General features: G+C 73.4%; 15 protein-coding genes. 12 read left to right on the forward strand and 3 right to left on the reverse strand.

The genetic code is table 11. The annotated features are described in order from the left end of the window. The first annotated feature begins 13 nt into the window (after positions 1-13). The 9 genes from OHA34_RS25670 (at position 14) to OHA34_RS25710 (ending at position 15,577) form a co-directional block, all read left to right on the forward strand. Positions 14-3,394, forward strand: a complete 3,381-nt coding sequence (locus tag OHA34_RS25670) for a DUF4132 domain-containing protein (protein WP_329519151.1) — start codon at positions 14-16, stop codon at positions 3,392-3,394. A gap of 249 nt (positions 3,395-3,643) precedes the next feature. Further along, entirely contained in the window at positions 3,644-4,249 is a 606-nt protein-coding gene (gene grpE / locus OHA34_RS25675) for a nucleotide exchange factor GrpE (protein WP_329519152.1), read from the forward strand. An 83-nt stretch (positions 4,250-4,332) separates the two neighbouring features. After that, positions 4,333-5,964: an Hsp70 family protein gene (locus OHA34_RS25680; RefSeq protein WP_285939042.1), complete on the forward strand. Its 1,632-nt coding sequence runs from the start codon at positions 4,333-4,335 to the stop codon at positions 5,962-5,964. A 28-nt stretch (positions 5,965-5,992) separates the two neighbouring features. Then, complete coding sequence (locus tag OHA34_RS25685; protein ID WP_329519153.1) at positions 5,993-8,845, forward strand: hypothetical protein; 2,853 nt, start codon at positions 5,993-5,995, stop codon at positions 8,843-8,845. A 6-nt stretch (positions 8,846-8,851) separates the two neighbouring features. Further along, entirely contained in the window at positions 8,852-10,057 is a 1,206-nt protein-coding gene (locus OHA34_RS25690; protein ID WP_329519154.1) for a TRAFAC clade GTPase domain-containing protein, read from the forward strand. A gap of 1 nt (position 10,058) precedes the next feature. After that, a complete protein-coding gene (locus tag OHA34_RS25695) occupies positions 10,059-12,530 on the forward strand; it encodes a GTPase-associated protein 1-related protein (protein ID WP_329519155.1) in 2,472 nt (823 codons plus the stop codon). A 74-nt stretch (positions 12,531-12,604) separates the two neighbouring features. Further along, complete coding sequence (locus tag OHA34_RS25700) at positions 12,605-14,236, forward strand: TRAFAC clade GTPase domain-containing protein (protein ID WP_329519156.1); 1,632 nt, start codon at positions 12,605-12,607, stop codon at positions 14,234-14,236. A gap of 22 nt (positions 14,237-14,258) precedes the next feature. After that, the gene (locus OHA34_RS25705) at positions 14,259-14,384 is read left to right on the forward strand and encodes a hypothetical protein (RefSeq protein ID WP_285939037.1); all 126 of its coding nucleotides are present in this window, start codon (positions 14,259-14,261) and stop codon (positions 14,382-14,384) included. Continuing rightward, positions 14,384-15,577, forward strand: a complete 1,194-nt coding sequence (locus OHA34_RS25710; protein WP_329519157.1) for a hypothetical protein — start codon at positions 14,384-14,386, stop codon at positions 15,575-15,577. The genes OHA34_RS25705 and OHA34_RS25710 overlap by 1 nt, the downstream gene beginning before the upstream one ends. A 31-nt stretch (positions 15,578-15,608) precedes the next feature. Here OHA34_RS25710 and OHA34_RS25715 read toward each other — a convergent pair whose 3' ends face one another. Further along, entirely contained in the window at positions 15,609-16,022 is a 414-nt protein-coding gene (locus OHA34_RS25715) for a hypothetical protein (RefSeq protein ID WP_285939035.1), read from the reverse strand. 281 nt (positions 16,023-16,303) lie between these two features. After that, on the reverse strand, positions 16,304-16,876 hold the full coding sequence (locus tag OHA34_RS25720; protein WP_285939034.1) for a TetR/AcrR family transcriptional regulator: 573 nt from the start codon (positions 16,874-16,876) through the stop codon (positions 16,304-16,306). A gap of 105 nt (positions 16,877-16,981) precedes the next feature. Between OHA34_RS25720 and OHA34_RS25725 the strand changes: the two genes are divergently transcribed. Further along, positions 16,982-17,896 (forward strand): SDR family NAD(P)-dependent oxidoreductase, encoded by a 915-nt coding sequence (locus OHA34_RS25725; protein WP_285939033.1) that lies wholly within the window; start codon positions 16,982-16,984, stop codon positions 17,894-17,896. 190 nt (positions 17,897-18,086) lie between these two features. On the opposite strand, the gene OHA34_RS25730 is transcribed toward OHA34_RS25725, so the two are convergent. After that, positions 18,087-19,271 carry a helix-turn-helix domain-containing protein gene (locus tag OHA34_RS25730; RefSeq protein ID WP_329519158.1) on the reverse strand — a complete coding sequence of 395 codons (1,185 nt, stop codon included), beginning with the start codon at positions 19,269-19,271 and terminating at the stop codon, positions 18,087-18,089. A 245-nt stretch (positions 19,272-19,516) separates the two neighbouring features. Here OHA34_RS25730 and OHA34_RS25735 point away from each other — a divergent pair, with 245 nt between their 5' ends. Continuing rightward, positions 19,517-19,708, forward strand: a complete 192-nt coding sequence (locus tag OHA34_RS25735) for a hypothetical protein (RefSeq protein WP_285939031.1) — start codon at positions 19,517-19,519, stop codon at positions 19,706-19,708. Positions 19,709-20,316: 608 nt separating this feature from the next. Next, positions 20,317-20,847 carry a pyridoxamine 5'-phosphate oxidase family protein gene (locus OHA34_RS25740; protein ID WP_329519159.1) on the forward strand — a complete coding sequence of 177 codons (531 nt, stop codon included), beginning with the start codon at positions 20,317-20,319 and terminating at the stop codon, positions 20,845-20,847. Positions 20,848-21,340: the final 493 nt, after the last annotated feature.

Genomic DNA, 21,340 nt, shown 5'->3' on the forward strand with positions numbered 1-21,340 from the left:
CTAAAGTGGCGCCGTGAGCGATCAGTCACCGAACGAGGATCAGGTGATCCTGCCGGAGTCCCTGCGGGGCGTGCTGTATCCGCGCCGGGGCGGTGCCGCCGTACCGGTCGCCGAGGTCGACGGCTCCGCCGTGGCCGCCGTGCGCGAGGTCGAACGGCGGGTGCGGCCGTCCATCGACCTGGTCGTGGCGGAGGGCGGCGGGCCCGGCGACCCGCTCGGGGTCGCCGGGCGGATCGGCCGGCATCTGGACGGTGCGCCCGACCCCGTGGGCGCCGCCGCCATCGCGCGGATCGCGCTGAGCCCTTCGGAGTTGAAGTTCGACGCCTGGCTGCGGCTGGTCCTCGACGCGTGGGCCGCCGAGCACGGGCTGCCGTTCGCCGCCTGCGCGTTCGTCGAGTTCTGCCGTCACGAGTTCCGTCCGCCCGGCACGATCGTGGAGCTGGACGATTTCGAGGACCCTTGGTGGCGTGACGGGGCGGTGCGGGTCCGCTCCCTCCTGGCGGTCGCCGACGAGCGCGTCTACCAGGAGGCGGTCGACGGGCTGGCCGCTCACCGCGGCACGCGGGTCGGGCGCTTGGTGGTGTCGTTCCTCGTGCCGACCCGCGTCGACTGGGTGGACGAGTGCTGCGCCGCCCTGCCGAACTCACGGCGCACCAACACCTGGCTGTGGTGGTCCGTCGTGAGCACGACCGATCAGGTCGCCAACCTCGACCCGTGCGTGTTCGAGGGAGACATCTCGGCCATCGCCACGGCGGTCGACGGGCTCGGGGACATCGTCACTTACACCCTCGCGTGGGACCTCGACATCGACGTGAACGGCCCCGACGCCCGCAGGGGGATTCTCGACGCGCTCAGCGCGCTGCCCGATGACAGGGCGTTCGAGATGCTGGTGAACAGGGCCGACCAGAGGAGCGTCCTGCCCGCGCTGGCGGCGGCGGCCGAGCACTTCCCGGTGCGGACGCTCCGGATGCTGGCCCCGCGGGCCGTGAGCCTGGACGCGGCGTCGGGGTCGCCGATCGCCGAGCTGGTCGCCGGCCACCTGCGCATGCGTCCCGAGCTGGCGGAGGCCGCCGCGTCGTCTGATTCGTCCGGCGTGCTGAGCGGCTTCTCCGACGATGAGCGTACGGCGGCGCGGATCCTCGCCACCTCGCTGGAGCGGGTCGCCGAGGCGCCCGCGTCCTCCCTGCCCGCCCTGCTCACCGAGCCGCCGTGGACGCGGAAGGGCAAGGGGAAGGGGACGGGGACGGTGCGGGCGGCGGCGCGGCCGGTCGTGATCGCGGGCCTCGTCCCGCCGTCCGAACAGGTGGTGGCCTGGGCGCCCGGCGAGCGGGAGAGATGGGCCTCGCCGGTCCGCCGCGCGATGCACTCCGACGACCACGACTGGCGGAAGATCATCGCCGCGTTCCGGGCGGGCCGCGACCCCGAGGAGCTCTGCGGGCAGATGTTCGGCGAGGGGCCCGAGGACGTGGTCCGGCCGTTCGTGAAGGACTGGAACCCCTATTCCTGGGACATCGACCACTGGCTGAGGCCGGTCATGGCCCGGTTCGAGGGCGAGGTGCGGCCGATGCTGCTGAAGCGGGCGGAGGGGAGCCCGGCGGCGTACGGCGGGCGGCTGCTCCCGTTCCTTGACGCCGAGGTCGCCGCGCTGATGGCGCGCTGGCTGACCGCGCCGAAGGCGGCGCGGCCGACGGCGGTGGCCTGGTTCTCCCGGCACGGCGCGGCGGCCGTCCCGCTGCTGGTCCCGGACGCGCTCGGCGAGCCGGGCCGGGAGCGCGGCGACGCCGAGACCGCGCTGCGGTTCGTGGCGGCCGGGGTCGGCGCGGACGCGGTCGTCCAGGCCGCGCGGGTGCACGGCGGCGAGGCCGCCGACGCGGTCGCGGCGTTCCTGGCCGTCGACCCGCTGGAGGTCTATCCGGTCCGTCCGCCGAAGGCCCGCGGCTGGGCCGCTCCCGAGCTGCTCCCGCAGGTGCTGCTGCGCGACACCGGGCTGGCGCTGCCGGACGAGGCGGTCCGGCACGTGGTCACGATGCTGGCGATGACCAGGCCCGGCGAGGCGTACGCGGGCGTCGAGGTGGTCCGGGAGCTGTGCGAGCCGGGGTCGCTGGCCGCGTTCGGGTGGGCGCTGTTCCAGCGGTGGCGGATCGCCGGGGCCGACGCCAAGTCGGGCTGGGCGCTGGCCCAGCTCGGCCGGACCGGCGACGACGGCACCGTCCGCCGCCTGACCTCGCTGATCAGGGCCTGGCCGGGCGACGGTGGGCACGCCAAGGCCGTCGCGGGCCTGGAGGTGCTCGCCGAGATCGGCTCGGACGTGGCGCTCACGCACCTGCACAAGATCGCCGAGCGGATGCGGTACAAGGGCCTCAAGGCGCGGGCACGGGCGAAGGCCGAGGAGGTCGCCGCGGCGCTCGGGCTGACCTCCGACCAGCTCGCCGACCGGGTGGTGCCGGGCTTCGGGCTCGCCGCCGACGGCAGCATGACCCTCGACTACGGGCCGCGCCGGTTCAGGGTCGGGTTCGACGAGCAGCTCAGGCCGTACGTGGCCGACGAGGACGGGACGCGCCGCCGGGCGCTGCCGAGGCCGAACGCGCGCGACGACGCGCGGCTGGCGCCCGCCGCGGCGGCCCGGTACGCCCTGCTGAAGAAGGACGTGCGCGCCACCGCCTCCCGCGAGATCGGGCGGCTGAAGGAGGCGATGGCCTCGGGACGGCGGTGGGCGCCCGCCGACTTCCGGGAGCACCTGATCGGCCATCCGCTGCTGTGGCACATCGTGCGGCGGCTGGTGTGGCTGTGCGATGACGGCGGCGTCACCACCGCGTTCCGGCTCGCCGAGGACCGCACGTTCGCCGACGTGGACGACGACCTGCTGACGCCGTCCGAGTCCGCGCGGATCCGCGTGGCGCACCCGGTCGACCTCGGCGACCGGCTGAACGACTGGGCCGAGGTGCTCGCTGACTACGAGGTGCTGCAACCGTTCGCCCAGGTTGTGCGGGTCGACCACCTTCTCCTCCAAGAGGAGCGGGCGAGCTCGCGGCTGAAGCGGTTCGAGGGGATCGGCGTCCCGCTGGACCGGGTGCTGGCGCTGCCGGCGCGCGGCTGGGAGCTCGGCGGCGGGGAGCTGGGCGAGGCGAGCCAGAGCTGGGCCGCGCGGGATGTCCCAGGCGGACGGCGCGTCACGGTGGTCCTCGGCCCGGGGCCCGGGGGCGGGCGCGGCCGTCCGGCCGCCGAGCACCGGGTGGTCAAGGTGTTCCTCGGCTGGGGGCGCGCCGGGTCACCGTCCGAGTCCGGCGGGCACCACCACTTCGGTGAGGTCGACCCGGTGGCCGTTTCGGAGATCCTGGCCGGTCTCGCGGAGCTGACCGCGCCGGTCCGTGACGACGCGGTGACGGTGCCGTGACCGGCTTGTTCCGGGGGCGGGCCCGGTGAGGCGCCGGGGCGCCGCGGGAGCGCCCCGAATATCTGCCGTCCGAAATGTGCCGACCGGGGGGCGCGGGCCGGCCTGAGGGAATGACCGGGGTAGAAAATCGGGGCGATTCAGGCGATCTTGGATTGGTGGGGGGTGAGTGCCTCCCATCGGCGGGATTCTTGTTGTTGTATGTGGAATCGGCCCCGGTAACCGCGCGGGCGCCGGGGCGGAGGAGGGTCGATGGTCGATGGGGTCGACGGGTTCGAGGTGGACGGGCGGCTGGCGGCCATCGAGGGCGCGGTCGCCGAGTTCAACCGGAGATCGGCGCACCGCGAGGCGGTGATCGACCGGCTGCACGAGGAGAACCAGCGGCTGCGCAGCGGCCTGCACCGGTCGCTGATCGAGCCGATCGTCGCCGACCTGATCCGGCTGTACGACTCGCTGGCGCAGGAGGCCGCCCGGATGTCCGGGGACGGCGCGGACCCGGCGCCGGGCCGGCTGCTGGACAGCTTCGCCGACGACGTGCTGCTGACGCTGGAGCGGGCCGGCCTGGACGAGTTCACCGCGCGTCCCGGCGAGCCGTTCGACCCGGCACGGCACGCGGCGGTGGCGGTCGTGCCGGCCGCCGACGCGGCCCTGGACAACACGGTGGCCGAGGTGACGGCGGTCGGGTTCGTGGAGCGCGAGACCGGGCGGGTGCGCCGTCCCGTCCGGGCCCGCTTCCACCGCTTCGACCACGCGGAGGCCGAGACCGGAACCGAGGCAGGGACCGGGACCGAGGTCGAGACCGGCGCCGTGCCCGGACCTCGGACGGCCGAGCCGCTCGGTGCCCCGGAGACGTCATGACCGCCTGACCGCTGACCGCCCGAGTGCCCGACCGCGTGACCCCCGATGACGAGCCGGCTTCCGAGCGAGGAGATATCCGCGAAATGGCAACCTATGGTATCGATCTGGGTACCACTTACTCGTGCGTCGCCTATGTCGACGACACCGGCCGGCCCGCCATTGCCAAGAACGCCGTCGGCCAGGAGACCACGCCGTCGGTGGTGTATTTCGAGACGCCCGACAACGTGGTGGTCGGGCAGGACGCCAAGGGGTCGGCCAAGCTGTTCCCCGACCAGGTCGTGTCGCTGATCAAGCGGCAGATGGGGCAGAGCTTCGAGCTCGACTTCCACGGCACCGCGCACACCCCCGAGTCGATCTCGGCGCTGGTGCTGAAGGAGCTGGCCCGCGCCGCCGGCGAGCACACCCACGAGGAGGTGCGCGACGTGGTGATCACGGTGCCCGCCTACTTCGGCGTCGCCGAGCGCGAGGCCACCCGCAACGCGGGCGAGATCGCGGGCCTCAACGTGCTCAACCTGATCCCCGAGCCGGTGGCCGCGGCGCTGCACTACGAGGCGCTGTCGAGCGAGGAGTCGTCCACGATCCTGGTGTACGACCTCGGCGGCGGCACCTTCGACACGACCGTCATCCGGCTGGAGGGCGACGACGTCCGGGTGGTGTGCACCGACGGCGACCACCGGCTGGGCGGCGCCGACTGGGACGAGCGGATCGCCGACCACTTGCTGGAGGGCTTCCTGGCGGAGAACCCCGGGTCGTCCGCGGCCGAGAGCGAGGACTTCCTCCAGGAGCTGGCGCTCGCCGCCGAGGACCTGAAGAAGGGGCTCAGCTCGGCGCAGTCGCGGCGCTACAACATGCGGTTCGACGGCGGCACCGCGAAGGTGGAGCTGACCCGCGAGACGTTCGAGACCCTCACCGAGGACCTGCTCGGCCGCACCTTCGAGATCACCCGGCGCACCCTCGACGCCGCCGCCGAGCAGGGGGTGGCGGCCTTCGATGACGTGCTGCTGGTGGGCGGCTCGGTGCGGATGCCCGCGGTGGCCGAGGGGCTGCGCGAGCGCTTCGGGTTCGCGCCCAAGCTGCACGACCCCGACCTGGCGGTGGCCAAGGGCGCGGCGCGGTTCGCGCTGATCGAGGCGGTCAAGGTGCGGCTTCCGGGCGAGGGCGCGGACGGCTCGGTCCCGGTGACCGGCGCCGAGGCCGACCGGGCGGTCGAGCAGGCGGCCGACCAGCTCGGGCTCGACACGGCGAAGGTGCGCAAGCTGGCCGGGCAGCGGGTGACCACGGTGGTGCCGCGGGCCTTCGGGGTGATGACCATCGACTTCGCGCCGGACGGGGCGGAGGTCTACGCGGTGAGCCACGTGCTGCGCGCCAACACCGCGCTGCCCGCCGCGCCGGACGCGGAGCGGTTCGTCACCGCCTTCGACGACCAGACCGGCATCAAGGTGGAGATCTGGGAGCAGGCCGGCGCGGCCGAGTCGGCCGACCCGGCCGACAACGCCAAGATCGGCGAGGGGGTCATCGAGGACCTGCCGCGGCTGCGCAAGGGGTCGCCGATCGACATCGGCTTCGCGATGGACGAGCTCGGCCTGCTCACCGTGCGCGCGGTCGAGTTGCAGACTCAGCGGGAGCTGCGGATCGAGGTGCGCATCCAGGGGCTGTCGGAGGCCCAGGTGGCCGAGGCGAAGACCGCCGTCAAGCGGTACACGCTGTCCGAGTGACCGACCCCCCTCCGGCCGAGGAGCGCCATTGCTCGACAGGGACGCCTACCGCCGCGGCGTGCTCGATCCGGCCCGTGCCCGTGGGAACACCCCGCCCGCCGATCTGTTCGTCCGGTACGGGCTCGACGGGTCGCCGCCCTTGCAGGGCGAGGTGTTCGATCGGCACGTCACGGCGGTCGTCGCGTACTGGCGGACGCTCAAGCAGCAGAAGAGGTCGTACGGCAAGCTCGTCGACGCGCTGCTGATCGGGCACGGCGAGCTGGCCCGGGCGGGCGCGGGCAGGGGCGGGCTGACCTGGGGCGTCCTCGACGCCGAGACGCGGCGGCGGGCGGACGAGGCGACCGGCCGGCTGACCGAGGCGGTCACCGCGCTGTCCCGCACGACCACGCGCGTCAGCCGGGCCGCGTTCGACCACCTGGTGGCCGACACCGGCGGCGCCTGCTCCGAGGACGAGGTGCGCCGGGCGCTGGCGGGCCACGGGGTGGGCGTCGTCGACCGGCCCTGGGAGCTGCCCGCCGCGGCGCCGCCCGCGTACCGGACGCTGCGCGCCGGTCTCGGGCTGCTCGGCCTGGGCCTGTCGGCCGAGGCGGTCGTCGGCACCGCGACCGTCCGCGCGGGGTTCCGGCTGCGCGACGGGTTCCGCCTGGTCACCGGGTCGGACGCGGGTCCGGCGGGGCCGCTGACGCAGGACATGGTCGCCGCCGCGGTCCGGCGCTCGGCGGGACGGGCCCGCGACGAGGGCAAGACCGCGGGCGACACCGTGCTGGCGACGCTGGCCGAGGCGGCGCGCGAGCCGGGGCGGCTCGACGAGCTGCTGCTGTGGGAGCTGATGCAGGTGCTGCGGCCCCAGGTGGACGCGGGGATGCCGATGGGGCTGATCGCCGGGCGCGCGGTGGCCCTCGGGCTGGTCGTGGACGAGGCGGAGGAGCTCGCGCTGGCGATGCTGACCGCCGGTGCCCGTCCGGCCGGTGCGGTGGCGCGGCTGGAGGAGGCCCTCCATGACGACCGGCTGCGGGCGGCCGAGCGGCTCCTTCCGGGGCTGCCGGCGGACGCGCCGCCGGAGCTGCGCGCCCAGGTCGAGGAGCGGCTGCGGCAGGTGGCGGGCTGGGCCGAGGAGGCCGCGCGCGAGCTGGCGGCCGGACGCACCGAGTCGGCGGCCGAGCTGCTCCACCGGGCGGCGCGGACGGCCGTCGACGACGACGCGATCGGCGATCGGCTGCGCGCCCTCCCGCCGCCCCCGCCCGGCGCCGTCCGGGTCGGGGTGCAGGAGGACGCGGGCGCGGGACGGGTGACGGTCGCGTGGGAGCCCAGCCCGGCGCGGGTGGGGCCGGTGGTGTACCGCGTGGTGCGGACGGCCGGGGCGGCGGCGGCCGGGGCCGGCGCCGGGACGGTGGTCGGCGAGACCGGCGCCAACGAGCTGAGCGACCCGGCCCCACCGGCCGGCGCGGACCTGCATTACACGGTGCTCGCCGGACGCGTCGAAGGGATCTGGTCCGCGCCCGCGGCGGGCCCGCCGGTGACGGTGCTGCCCGAGGTCCACGACCTGGCGGTGCTGCCGGGGACGCGGGAGATCGTGGTGACCTGGCGGCTCCCGCCGGACGCGGCCGAGGCCGTGGTCACCAGGCTCGATCCGCAGGGCGGACCGCCCCCGGCCGTCGACCGGGGCGGCTTCGCCGACACCGGCGTGACGCCCGGACGGACCTGCCGGTACCGGGTCCAGGCGGTCTACGAGCGTCCGGACGGCACCCGCGGCCTCTCCCGCGGCGTGGTCGTCACCGGCCTGCCGGAGGAGGCGCCGCAGGCGGTGCCGGCCCTGTCGGCCGAGCTGGCGGGGGACGGCGGGCCGCCGGTCGCGCGGATCACCTGGACGCCGCCGTCCAGCGGGCGGGTGGTGATCCGGACGTCCGCCGAGCCGCCGCCGTGGCCGTCCGGCACGGGGATCTCGCCGGACGAGGCCGACCGGTACGGGCGGGCGGTCCCGGGTGCGGCCGTGCCCGGTCCCGGTGGGCGGCGGACGCTGAGCACGCCGTTCGGCGGCGCCTCGCGCCGCTACTACGTCGCGGTGACCGTGGGCACGGGGAGGGCGGTGGTGGGACCCGCGGCGGTGCTCATGGTGGTGGACCCGGTGCGCGACCTGACCGTCCGCCGGATGGGCGGCACGGTGGAGCTGAGCTGGATCTGGCCGTCCGGCGCGGAGCTCGCCGAGGTGATCTGGGCCCCGGCGGCTTCGGCGGCTTCGGCCGGCCGCGCCGGCTTCGCCGCTCCGGCGGGCCCCGGCGGCGATGGCGGCGGTGACCCTGCCGCGTGGGCGGGGGCGGCCGTCGTCGAGTGCAGCCGCCGCGCGTACGAGGACGACGGCTGCCACGTGGAGGTCGGGCCCGGCGCCGTCCGGCTGGGCGTGCGGACCGTGATGCGCGACGGCGAGGGCGCGACCGGTACAAAGTCCGGGGCCGAGGGGAGGGCCGGAGGCAGGGCTGGAGGCGGGGCCGGATCCGGCGCCGGAGAGCTGCGGTCGCGTCCGGTGGTGGCGGCCGTACCGGCCACGGCGACGGAGGTCCGGTACGAGTTCCGCCGGCCGCGGCTGCCGCTGCGGCGCCGTCCGTCGTCGGCCGTCCTGGTGCTGACCACCGAGCGCCGCTGCCGGCTGCCGCCGCTGGTCGTCGTGCACCGCGCGGGCGGCGTTCTGCCGCTGCGGCCCGAGCAGGGCGTGGTGATCCATGAGATACCGGCCGGCGAGCTCGACCCGGAGCACCCCCGCACGCTCCGGATCGCGGTCCCGGCCGCGTCCGGCGGGTCGCGGCTGGCCTGCTTTCCCGTGACCGGCGCCGCTGACGCGGACGCGGGCGCGGTGACCCTGATCCCGCTCCCCGGAACCTGGTGAACGCCGATGCCCCTCATGCCGTCCCTGCTGTGCCCGTACTGCTACCAGCCGTTCCCCCCACGCAAGACGCTCTTCCGCTGCGCCGGGCTGCTCGGGCCGGGCGGCGAGCGGTGCAAGCCCGAACGCGACCAGGCGCTGTCGCGGCGGTTCGGGATGAACGAGGCGCTGCCCCCGGTGTTCCCCGGTGGCCGGCTGACCGCCGTCAACGGCCGCCGGACGGGGGCCCGCTGCCCGAGCTGCCAGGGCGAGACGACGCAGCGGCTCTGCCCGAACTGCCACAGCCAGCTCCCGGTGCACTTCGGCCGGGTCGACAGCCGCCTGATCGCGCTGATCGGGGCCAAGGGCAGCGGCAAGACGGTGTACATGACCGTCCTGCTGCACGAGCTGATGCACTCGGTCGGACGGCGGTTCGACGCCGCGGTCGTCGGCTCCGACGACCACACCCGCAGCGAGTTCTCCAAGCGGTACGAGGAGATGCTCTACCGGCAGAGCGTGCTGCCGGGGACCACCAGGCCGGGCCAGGCGGAGGTCCGGCGCCCGCTGGTCTTCAAGGTCACCCTCGACCGGAGCGGGCTGTTCGGCACCCGCGACCGGCACACCATCACCTCGTTCTTCGACACCGCGGGCGAGGACCTGATCTCCAAGGAGAGCGTCGACCTCAACGTCCGGTACCTGCGCGGCGCCGATGGGATCATCCTGCTGCTCGACCCGCTCCAGATGCGCGGCGCGCGGGCGGGCGCGGCGCCCGGCACCCGGCTGCCGGACCGGGACGACAAGACCGACAGCCCCGTCAACGTGCTGACCCGGGTGACCGAGGTGCTGTACGAGGCGACCGGGCGCGGCCCGAACCGGCGGATCGACGTGCCGGTCGCGGTCGCCTTCTCCAAGATCGACGCGCTCCGGCACGCGTTCCCGCCGGGCAGCCCGCTGCTGCGCGAGCCGCCGGACGCCGAGCCGGTCTTCGACCAGGCCGACAGCCTGGCGGTGCACGACCACGTGCGGGCGCTGCTGCACGAGTGGGACGGCGCGCAGATCGACCAGATCATGCGCAAGAACTTCTCGACCTTCCGCTACTTCGGGCTGTCGGCGCTCGGCGGCGGCCCGACGGCCGACAACCGGGTGGATCCCCGGGGAGTGCATCCGTACCGGGTGGCCGATCCGTTCCTGTGGCTGCTGAGCCGGTTCAACGCCCTGCCCGCGACGAAGGGGTGACATGGATTTCCAGCAGCTCTACTACACCTCCTGCCGGACGGGCCTGTCCGGATTCGCCGGCTACCAGTTCAACGCGGTGACGCCGGGGGTCACGCCGGAGGTGATGAACGACGTCGAGGCGCTCAGCTCGTACGAGCCGCCCGGCACCCTCGGCCACTCGCCGACCCCCGCGCAGATCGCCGACTGCCCGGTGAACCTGTGCTTCGCGCCGGGGCCGGTGCCGATCGTGGCGAACGTCGCGTTCACCGGGACCGACTACTCGGGCCGGTTCGGCAACTACTTCGCGCACGCGCTCGTCGGCGCCGGCGGCGCGGGCTGGCAGGGGCCGCCGCCCATCGAGCTGTGGCGGGCCGGGCTGTGGACGCGCGAGACGGTGGCGGGCCCCGACCTGCCCCCGGTGCGCGGCGCGCTGGCGCCGGGTCCGCTGCGACGCGAGACGGTCGACGCCTTCCTGGACGGCGCGGCGGGACGCGCGCGGCTCCCCGCCCTGCTCGCCGCCGCCGAACGCGCCGTCCTCGACGAGGAGCGGTCGGTGGTGATCCTCGCCGCGGGCGCCGACGAGACCGCGCGCTGGATCGCCGCGCTGTCGTACCTGCTCCCGCCGCCGCTGGTCGCGCGGATGTCGTTCGCCACCTACCAGTTCCGGCCGTCCTACAGCCGGCACCACGTGATCGGCACCGTCCCGGGCGCCGAGATCGTCGCGGACGAGCGGGCCTTCGAGGGCTTCTTCCTGTTCGACTTCACCGCGGGCGCCGCCGGTGCCGCGTCCGAGGTCGACGCCGGGCCGATGGCGCACCTGCTCGCCGGGGCCGGGACGGTCGCGGCCGGGGCGCTGTGGCGGCGCGCGGCGCCGCTCGCGGCGGGCGGCGAGGTCCGGCTCGCCGACTGGCACGCGCCGGTCGTCGCGGCGGCGCTGCTGGACGGCGGCGTCGGCGTTAACCCCGACGATCTCGACGTGGTCTGCGCCTGGCTGGCCGGGCAGACGCCCCGCCTCGGCCGCGATCTCGTGGGCCGGATCGGCGCCGCCGCGCTGGGCCACGAGGCCGCGTCCGCCGCGCACCTGACCGGGCTGGCCGACGCGGCGGCGGCCGGCGGGCTCGGCGAGCTGCTGGAGCTGGCGGAGGAACGCCTGGTCACCGCCCAACTCGCGGCCGAGAGCGGCCAGGCGGGCCGACCGGCGGACGGGCGCGCGGACGGTCGCGCGGACGGTCCGGCGGGCGGCGGGGTGGGGGAGGCCGCGGCGCTGCGGTCGCCGAAGGCGCGGGAGTTCGCCGCGCGCCGCTACACGCAGTTGCTGGCGGACGCCGACTCCGGCACGGTGGCGCGGCTGCTGCGGCTGGCGCAGGCGCACGACGTCCAGCCCGACGAGCGGGTGCTCCAGAACTGCGGCGCGCGGGTCATCGGGCCGCAGTTGCTGCGCGCCCCGTCCGACGCGGAGCTGCACGCGGTCGTGCGGCGGTGGCCCGCGCTGCGGTCGGGCACGCTCGCCCACCTCGACCAGGCGGCGGCGGCCGACCTCCGCCGGCTCGTCGCCGTGTTCGACGCCGGGTTCGGCGACGCCGTCCCCGCCGCCGAGCTGAAGGCGGTGCCCGCGCTGCGCGCCGCCGGCCTCGTGGCCGCCGCCCGCAGGGATCCGGCGCGGCGCGTGGACGCGGCCGTGACGGTGCTGGCCGGACGCGGCCCGGCCGGACGGCTCGACGGCGACCTGCTGACCGCGCTGTGGCCGGACGGCTGGTCGACGGGCGACGCGACGGCGCTGCTGCCGCGCCTGCCCGACGGGGCGTCCCGCGATCCGGCGCTCGTCCCCTGGGTGGTGCCGCTGCTGCGCGCGCCGCTGGCGCCGGACGACCGTCCCAAGCTGGACGCCTACGGCGCGTTCTGCGACGTCCTCAACGCGCTGCCGCTCGCCGGGCTGATGCCGTCCGACCTTCAGAACCGGCTCAAGGCGATGGACCGGATCCGGCGGATCGAGCGGAACATCGTCACGGTAGGCGAGCCGCGGCACGACCCCGCCCGCCGCACGGCCGGTGAGGCGCTGCTGAACGCGTACGGCACGCCGGCCACGGCCGCGGCCAAGGACTACCTGCGCCTGCGCCTGGCGGTGCTGCTTCCGGCGCTGCCGCACGACGCGCTGGCCGCGCTGCTCGGCCGCGCCCCCGCAGAGATCCGCACGCTGCACCTGGACCGGCTCGGCGCACGCCTCGAAGGCGACAGGGCTGTCGCCGTGGTCGCCGCCGCCGCCGGGTTCGCCACCCTGTGCAGCGCGGCGGCCGGTGGGCAGCGGGCCGTCGCCGAGGGCATCGAGGGCGTGCTGCTGCACCACCTGCCGGACTGGCGCAAACGCGACCTCAACGGGGTGGAGCGGGAGGTGCGCCGCAGGGCGGGCGCGGTGGCCGAGGAGTTCAAGCACTGGCGGCACCGGCACTGCCGGCGCCGCCCGCGCTGGCTGCCCGGCCGGGCGCCGCACGACTGACGCGCGCCGTTCCCCGGGCGCATCGTCCGATCACGACCCCCCGCCCCGCAGCGGGCGCACCGGAAAGGCAGAGGATGTCGACGAGGTTCGGGACGCCGCCCGCTCCCGCCCGCAGCGGCGACGGGATGCCGATGGGCTGCGGCTGCGTCCTCGGCCTGATCGTCCTGTGGGTGGTGGCGGTGCTCGCGCTGCCCGCGATCATGCTGATCGGCGCGTTCTTCGTCGCCTACAGCCTGTACGCCTACCTGCGGCGGCTCGCCTCGGTCATGGGGGTCGGGCCCGGGGCCGACCCGAAGCCCGTCCCGCCCCCGCCGGGCCGGGCCGACGGGCGCGCCGAGCCCGCCTACACGCACTACCTGTTCGGGCCCGCGCTGATCGACCTGCGGCACGCGGCGCGGGTGGCGGTGCCGGCCCCGGCGAAGCTCTTCGTGACCTACGACGCGCAGATCCGGCGGGTGTTCGGGAACGGCGGCCTCCTGCTGTGGCCGTTCGGGATCGTGGTGTGGCTCGGCATGGCGGCGGGCGTCGGGACCGGCCTCGCCGCCATCGGCGTGCTGTGCGTCGTGCAGTTCGCGGTGGTGGCGGTGCTGGCGCTGGCGGTGATCTCGGCGGGGCAGGCGCTGCGCGCCGTCGACTCGGGCGTCCGGCGGATCAGGGGCATCCGGACGAGCTGCCCCTCCTGCCACCAGCGGGTTCCGTACCCGTCCTACGAGTGTCCCGGCAAGACGTGCGGCAGGCGGCACCGCGACGTCCGGCCGGGACGGTACGGCGTGCTGCGGCGCCGCTGCGCGTGCGGGACGATGCTGCGGACCCTGCTGCTCACCGGCACCGGCGACGGCCGGATGACGGCGCACTGCCCGCACTGCGACGAGCCGATGTCGCGGGGGGCGGGCACGGTGCCGGAGATCGTGATCCCGGTGCTGGGCGCCGCCACCACCGGCAAGACCCGGCTGATGACCGCGCTGGTCATGGGCCTGGTGGACGGAGCCGGCCGGGACGCCGGCGGCGCGGACGGCGCGCGCGACCCCGTCGCCGAGTTCGCCGACGACCAGTCGGCCGAGGCGTACCGGGGGCTGGCCGACAAGCTGCGCGCGGGCGTGCACACCTGGAAGACGATCAAGGTGAAGGACGCGCCGCTGCGCGCTTACTCGCTGCACGTCCGGCCGTCCTCGGGGAGGCCCCGGCTGCTGCACGTCTTCGACGCGCCCGGCGAGTTCGTCGGACGCTCGGAGCTGCTGCGCGAGCTGCGGTACATCAAGACCGCCCGCACGTTCCTGCTCACCCTGGACCCGCTGTCGATCGACGCCGTCTGGGACTCGCTGGACCCCGGCGAGCGGGCCAGGTCCGGGCGGCTGCGCTCGGACGCCCCGCCCGACTTCGTGTTCGGCCAGCTCGTGGAGAACATCCAGGGGCTCGGCGCGCAGACGGGGCGGGCCCGGCTCGCGGTGGCGCTGACCAAGGACGACCTGGTGCGCGGCTCGGAGGCGCTCGCGGGCCTCGGCGGCGGCAGCGACGAGATCCGTGACTGGCTGGAGGGCCCGGCCGGGTTCGACGGGATGGTCCGCCTCATGCGCCGGTCGTTCGCCGAGGTCCGCTTCTTCCGGACGTCCGCCTGGCTGGACGGCGGCGAGGTCGACGCCGGCGTCCTCGACCTCGCCGGCTGGATCCTGGCCGGAGAGGGCCTCCGCGTCCGCCACCCGGCGTGACGTCCGAGCCGAAGGGAGCCTGATGGGACCCGATCCCTACCGTCGGTGGCGGCTGGTGATCTACGCGGTGGTGCTGGGCGTCGCCGTCGTCTGCTTCGCCGTGCTCGCCTATGCGATCCTGCCCGCGATCCTGTCCGCGGGCCTGTGATGCCGGGCGCGCGGACCGGCCCGCTGCGCAAGGCCCTGAACGTCCCGCTCGCGGAGGTCGCGATCGCCGCGTTCGAGCTGAGCCGCCCGGACGGCGCGGCCGTCTCCCTCATCGCGGTGTTCCAGGACGCCTCCGGCGGGTGCCTGGCCACGGTCGCCGACGACCACGGGGTCATGGTCGACCTGGCCGCGCCGCCCGCCGGGACCGACCGGATCGTCCTCGCCGCCGAGACGGCGTCCGGGCCGCTGTCCCGGTTTGGCGGGCTGCGCTGCACGCTCCGCGACGGAGCGTCGGCCGACCTGGCCGTCCTGTCCGGGGCCGCGGCGGGGGAGACCACGCCCGAGCCGGTGCACCTGCTTGGTGAGTGCTACCGGCGCGGGACGGGCTGGTGGTTCCGCGAGATCGGCCACGGCCTGCCCGACGCGGCCGCGATCGTCCGGACGCTGGGCGCCGGCGCGGCCGAGTACCACCGCATCCGCGAAGCCGCCGCCGCAGTCGCCGCCGCCACGGCCGCCTCCGCCTCCGCCTCCGCCGACGGAACGCGTCCGGCCTCGTCCGGGACGGCGCGGGCGCTGCCCCCGGCGAACCTCGCCTCCGCGCGCATCGCGGGTGAGCGCCGCGCGCGGGGCCCGGTCAGCCTGGAGGTGGCGGTGGACCTGTCGGTGTCCATGCGCGCCCACGCCCGGCCGCGCAAGGCGGCGCTCCGCGCGCTGGCCGACTTCGCGCGCCGGGAGATGGCGGACGGCGACCTGCTCACCTCGGTGGCCTTCGCCGGACGGGCCGCCGTCATGGTGCCGCCCGCCGACGTGCGCGGGCTGCCCCAGGTCACCGACAAGGCGCTCGGCGACGTGGGGCAGGGGACGCTGCTCGCGCCCGCCCTCGAACTGCTCCTGGAGCTGCGCGCCCAGCGTCCGGCCGAGCCCGGCGCGTGCAGCCTGATGGTGATCACTGACGCGAGCCTGTTCGACGCCCCGTCCACCCTGTCCGCACTGCTCCGCCGGGCCGGTCACGGGGCCGTCCACCTGGTGGTGCCGAGGTCGACCCGCCGGCGCCTCCCGCTGAAGGGGCACGACTGGGCCGACCGCGCGACGGTGTGGCGCTTCAGGGACGCCGACCAGCTCGGCCTGATCTACGGAGAGGTCTTCGCCGCCATGACCGGCCAGCGCCTGGAGATCCGCCGCCCGCACCCGTGACCGGCACCGGATCCGGGGGGAGAGGGCCGGACTACGCCTGCCCCTGCGGGCTGTAGGTGTGCAGGCGGGTCGAGGTGCCCTTGTACTGCCACAGGTGGATCCGCACCGGCGTCCCCTCCACCAGGTTCTGCGAGCAGGTCTTCGTGCCGTCCGAGGAGTTGGAGTCGGTGCAGGTGAACGCGGTCATCCACTGGTTGAGCGCGGAGTTCCACGTCTGGAGCTGTGCCCTGGATCCCCAGCCGTCGGCCAGCACGTCGTGGACCACGAGCTTGTCACCGTCGTGCCACCAGCGGGCCTCGGCCTCACCGTCCAGCGTCGAGGCGTAGGTGTCCACGCCCTGCACCGAGACGTCCGCGGACGCGGGTCCGGCGAGGGCGAGCACCGAGGCGGCGACGGCCGAGGCGGCGGCGAGGAAGGTGAAGGACCGGGCGGATGGTGTGCGCATGACTCTCCTCGGACTGGTGGGCGCCGGAGGGCACCCGCCAAGATCATAAACCGGACGCGTGTCGAGTTCCGGCCTTTCTCGCCATAAACGGGCGTAAATTCCACCACGGCCTCCGCTTCGACGCGTACCCGGGGGGCTACGTCACCGGTCCGTGCGGTCGGTGCTGGGGGACGCCCCCGCCTCCGTGATCGCGGAGGCGGGGGCGTCTTCTCGGAGGAGAGGGCCGACGTGACGAGGGTTCGTCGGGGAGGTGTCGGGCGCCATGTCACAGGGCCGTGACGTCACAGGGGCCGGATGATCCGGACGAGCAGGTCGACCATCCCGTCGATACCAGTGCCCCACTTCTCCGGTGTCAGGTGCCCGCTGAGGTCGAGATCCACGATGCCGTGCGTGGCCGCCATCAGCAGGCCCGCCATCTGAGGCATACCGTCTCCTTCGACGATGCGACCGACGATGGCCAGGAAGACGTCCTGCGCGCGGGTCGCCGCCTGGACCGCCGCAGTCGCGTCGCCCACCGTCCGAGCGAACATCAGCCGGTACAGGTGCGGACGCGTTCGCGCCACCTGCACCAGTGCCCCCAGCGCTCCGCGCAGCGCCTCATCCGGACTCAGGGTCGCGTCGGCCGCGATCCCCCTCAGGCGGGTGGCGAGCGAATCCCACGCCGCCGCGGACACCGCCATCAGCAGATCTTCCTTGTCGACGAAATGACGGTAGGCCGCCGAGCGCGACACGCCGGCGCCGCTCCCAACGTCTCGCAGCGTCACCGCGTCGACCCCGCCGCCGTCCAGGAGCGCCGACGCGGCGTCCAGGAGTGCCTGCCGTGTCGCCGCCGCCGTCTCCGCACGCACATTCATGGCCCCACCCTACAGTTGACAGTGTCCACTGAAAAATGCCACAGTGTTGACGTCGTCAACTGAAACCTCCGGACGCCTGTCCCGGACGAGAGAACGGAACGAGCCATGCACACGCTGATCATGACCGGGGCAACGCGCGGAATCGGCCGGGTCGCAGCCACGGAGGTCCTGCGCAAAGACCAGGAGACGCACCTGGTGCTGCTCGGGCGAGGAGAATCCGGCCGGAACACCCTGGACGAACTGCGGGCCATCAGCGACAACGTCACCCTGGTGGACACCGACCTGGCGAGCATCGACGGCATCCGCTCCTCCGCCGAGACCGTGAACCGGATGCTCGACCAGGGGGACCTTCCGCCCCTCCGCGCCTTCGCCGGCAACGCCGGCGTACAGTTCGTCGACGCCCTGCACGCCACCCCGGACGGGTACGAGACCACCTTCGCGGTGAACGTGCTGGCCAACCATCTGCTGCTGCGCGCCTTCGAGCCGCGGTTCAGCGCCCCCGCGCGCATCGTGATCACCGTCAGCGACACGCACTTCGGCGACTTCAGGCACACCGGCGGACTCGTCCCGGCGCCGCGCTGGTCCGACCCGGAGACCCTCGCGCGGCCGGGCGCCTTCCCGAAGCCCGCGACCGTCACCGCCGGCCGCACCGCCTACTCGACCAGCAAGCTCGCCGCCATCCACCTCGTGCACGAGTGGGCCAGGCGGCTGCCCGACGGGGTCGACATCGTCTCCTACAACCCCGGCCTCGTGCCCGGCACCGGACTGGTCCGTTCCGCCGGCCCCATCGACCGCTTCCTGAGCCGGCGGGTCCTGCCGGCGCTGTCCATCACACCCATCGTCGACACGGTCCCCGCCGCCGGACGCAAGCTCGCCGATGCCATCCTCGGCCGAACCGCCGCACCCACCGGCTCCTACATCGACCGCTCCCGGGCCGTGCCCTCGTCCAAGGAGTCCTACGACCCCGACCGCGAGCACCGCCTCTGGGACTTCGCCGAGCACGCCCGCAAAGACGGCTGAGCACCAGGTGCGCCCATCACGGCCCCGGCCGAGGGCTACATCGACGACACCACCCGACCGCGTCGAAGAGGTCAGAGCCGGTTGTCACGTGCCGCCGCAGTGGTTCCAAGGAGGAGGTCAAGGAGGGATGGCCAGGTGATCGCACTGAGATGGCAGTCCGCCACCGCCCTTATCGAGGAGACGGGCATCATCAGCCACCCAGCGCTGCTGGGAATTGAATGATCGTGTCACTGTACAGGTGAGCTATCACCCGGATCTTCATGTACTGGTCGTCAGAGAACACCCAGTAGTCTCTGTACTCTTCTTCTCCATTTTTCACAGGCGGCAATGGTATCACCGCGTCAATCCCTTCACTGAAGGGGCTGACTCTGTTGAAGGTGCCGGGCCATCCCTTGAGAAAAGAGTGTCCTTCATCGTCGGACCATCCGTCGAACCCTGTCGGATGAATGTTGATCTGGCCATCGAGTCCATGTTTTACCCAGGTCCGGAGGTACCGGCTGCCTGTGAACACCCAGTATTGATTCTGCTCACCGGCCTCCGGCACCGGCATCGCGGTGTCAATGCGGTCGAGATCTGAGAACGCTCCGAACGTCCTACCCCAATCACTGAGCGGCTTCGGCCCCTCCTGTAGCTCATCGCGGATCCCGTTCTCGGTGTCGGCGACGTGTATCCGAATATACTGATCTCCAGAGAAGACCCAATACTCGTGGCGATTGTCCGGAACGCCGAGCACCATGTCTATCTTGGTTCGAAATTCCGGAAGCCTCTTGAAAGTTCCGGCCCATTCGTGGAGGGGAGAATGGTCGGTCAGGCGCCTTTGCAGCAGGTCGCCCAAGGAGGAGAGGCTCACCCGCAGGTAGCGTTCACCGGAGAACAGCCAGTATTCCCGTGGGGTGTCGGTGCCGTCCGGGACCGGCATAACTGCGTCGATGTGGGTGAGATCTGCTCTGGCCTCGGTACGGGCTTGGCCCACGATGTGCTCGGCCTCGGCACGGGCCTGATCCACGATCTGCACGGCCTCGGCACGGGCGAGATCCAAGATGTGCTCGGCCTCGGCGCGGAAATCGTCGCGGTCGGGCGGAGCGACGTTCCTGGGGACGTTCGCGCGTTCCCAGGCGCGCACCCACGGTGTGATCTGGTCTTCGGGGACGCCGCACGTCCGCACGAAATCCTCCACGGTTTCACGGGAGGGCGGCCGGGCACCATTGACGGCCTCCGCGGCCCGGGTCTTGGTCAGCCTCCCAGCACTGGCCTGTTCCAGAGCGCGCAAGGAGAGCCCGGCTCGGAGCCTCAGCACTCCCAGTAGTTTTTTAAGCTGCGGCACTGTGGTGACCGCGGCCAGGTCTAGATCCCCTGTCTCCGGTGGTATCTGCACCCAAGCCCCTTGTCCCAGATCGTCCGACGGCATTTCCGAGCGTACGGCTGACTCCGGGACGGCCGCGGCCGGATGTCCGCAGACGATCGCGGCTCGTCCGTTTCCGGACAGATGCGATCGAAGATCGTCCCCTAATGTCCAGCCCCCTACCGGACACCCTGACTTGCGAGTTCTTCTTGTCTTGCGTCGAGAAGACCCGGCGCCGGCCACCCGGCCGCCTCAGGTCGGAGCGAGGAGGACGACTGATGGCACGACACGGCACCACCGGCGAGACCGCCCGGACGAGCGAGGCGGGCAACGGCGGCCGAGACCGGCGCGCGGCCAGGTACTGGCGGCTGCGCACCGCCTTCGAAGTGGCGAAGTTCGGGGCATGGGCAACCTTGTTCATCGCGTGGACAGTGATCAGGATCGCGCGTGAGGTCGGCGGCCATCTGTGACAGTGGGTCGGCGGGTCTCCCACCAGGGCTGAAGCGGCGATCGGTCCGCACACCCGATGTCGGCACGGTCCGGCCTCGGGCGGCCGTGCCGACAGCCCGTGGGGCTAATACCACGGTCTACCGGCGGCGCCTGGAAAGGTGAACAGCAGGTTGATGCGGTCCAAGTGCCCTAACGGACAGCGTGGGGTGAGTGACCGAGATCTGGGCCGTATGCGGCGCATGGGTGGTGTTCACCATGGTGATCGTGCTGATCGTCAAGCGTCAGTGAACCTATGCGCGTGCGAGGCACAGCGGTCCGAGGATCAGCACTGGACGAGTTCGGCGAAGGCACTCGCTTCGTTACCGGCATCCTGGCCCGCCTGGGCGCCAGGGCCGGACGGACACGAGGGCGGCCATGTGACCGGGCCACCGGAAGGCCCGGCCGGTGTCCAGGGTCAGGGCCGGGACAAGAACGGGCCGGACGAGGAAGGTGTCGAGTGGCGTCCGCAGATGGATGAAGAAGTATGACGCAAGGTGTCAGGTTTTGGGGTGAGCATGGTTTCACCGGACGCGTCGATGGTGGGCGTGGACCGGGCACCACGGATAGATACGGATAGACAGGGACCTCCATGCGCGAAACTCCGGAAGATCTCAAAGAGCTTCAGGCCCTCCTTGAGGCATCCCTCTCCCGCTCCTCCCCGCACCTCCGCTCGATCATCAACACTGAGAGGACACTGACCGCGGAGCAACTCGCCCGGGTTCTCACCGGCATGTGCACCCTCGCCCTGTCCACCGTGACGGCCAAGGGCGAACCGCGGATCAGCGGTGTGGACGGGCACTTCCTCCACGGAAAGTGGTACTTCGGCACGGCGCGCGACGCTGTCAAGGCCCGCCACCTCGCCGCCCGGCCCGCCGTCAGCGCCGCGCACATGCGCGGTGAGGACCTGGGCGTGTTCACGCATGGCACGGTGGAGATCCTCAACCCCCAGGACGGCGAGCCGGCCGCGGACTGGCCGGACCTGCTCGCGTACTTCAAGGACTTCTACGGCGACGACTGCTTCGACTGGGACAACGATGTTGTCTTCTACCGGCTGCATCCGCATTGGATGACCGTCTACGCCGCCGACATCGCGAAGCTCACCGCGGCGTCCCAGCCCTGATCCGCAGCATGGCCGCATCGGGACCGGCCATGCGACGGGAGATCTGGTGAAGCGGCCGCTCAGCGCCATGTTCGTTCGGGCATGGGTGGGGGCCTGACCGCCCCTGCCCTGCTGCGTCGCGGAAGGTGGACGAAGGTTGACTGCATTCGCATGGGACGTCGCGAGTATGGGGCGCGAGACCATCGATGTGGTGGGGGCTCGTACCAACAATCTGCGGGACGTGTCCGTGAGCATCCCCAAGGGGCGGCTCGTCGCCTTCACCGGAGTGAGCGGCAGCGGGAAGACCTCGCTGGCCATCGACACCCTGCACAACGAAGCCCAACTGCGGTATCTGGAGAGGCCGTGCGGTCCTGCGGGCCGTTGGCGTATCGGGTCCGGAGTGGTTCTCAAGCTTCTAGCGGCGGGTCGGCCGGGCCGGGACCGGCCTACCAGCGAGTCTCGCCATCGTTACGTGCGCCCGCTTTTCGCGCGCTCTCCTGATTTACACCCTTCG

Source organism: Spirillospora sp. NBC_01491 (genome assembly GCF_036227065.1).
Lineage (GTDB): Bacteria > Actinomycetota > Actinomycetes > Streptosporangiales > Streptosporangiaceae > Spirillospora > Spirillospora xylanilytica.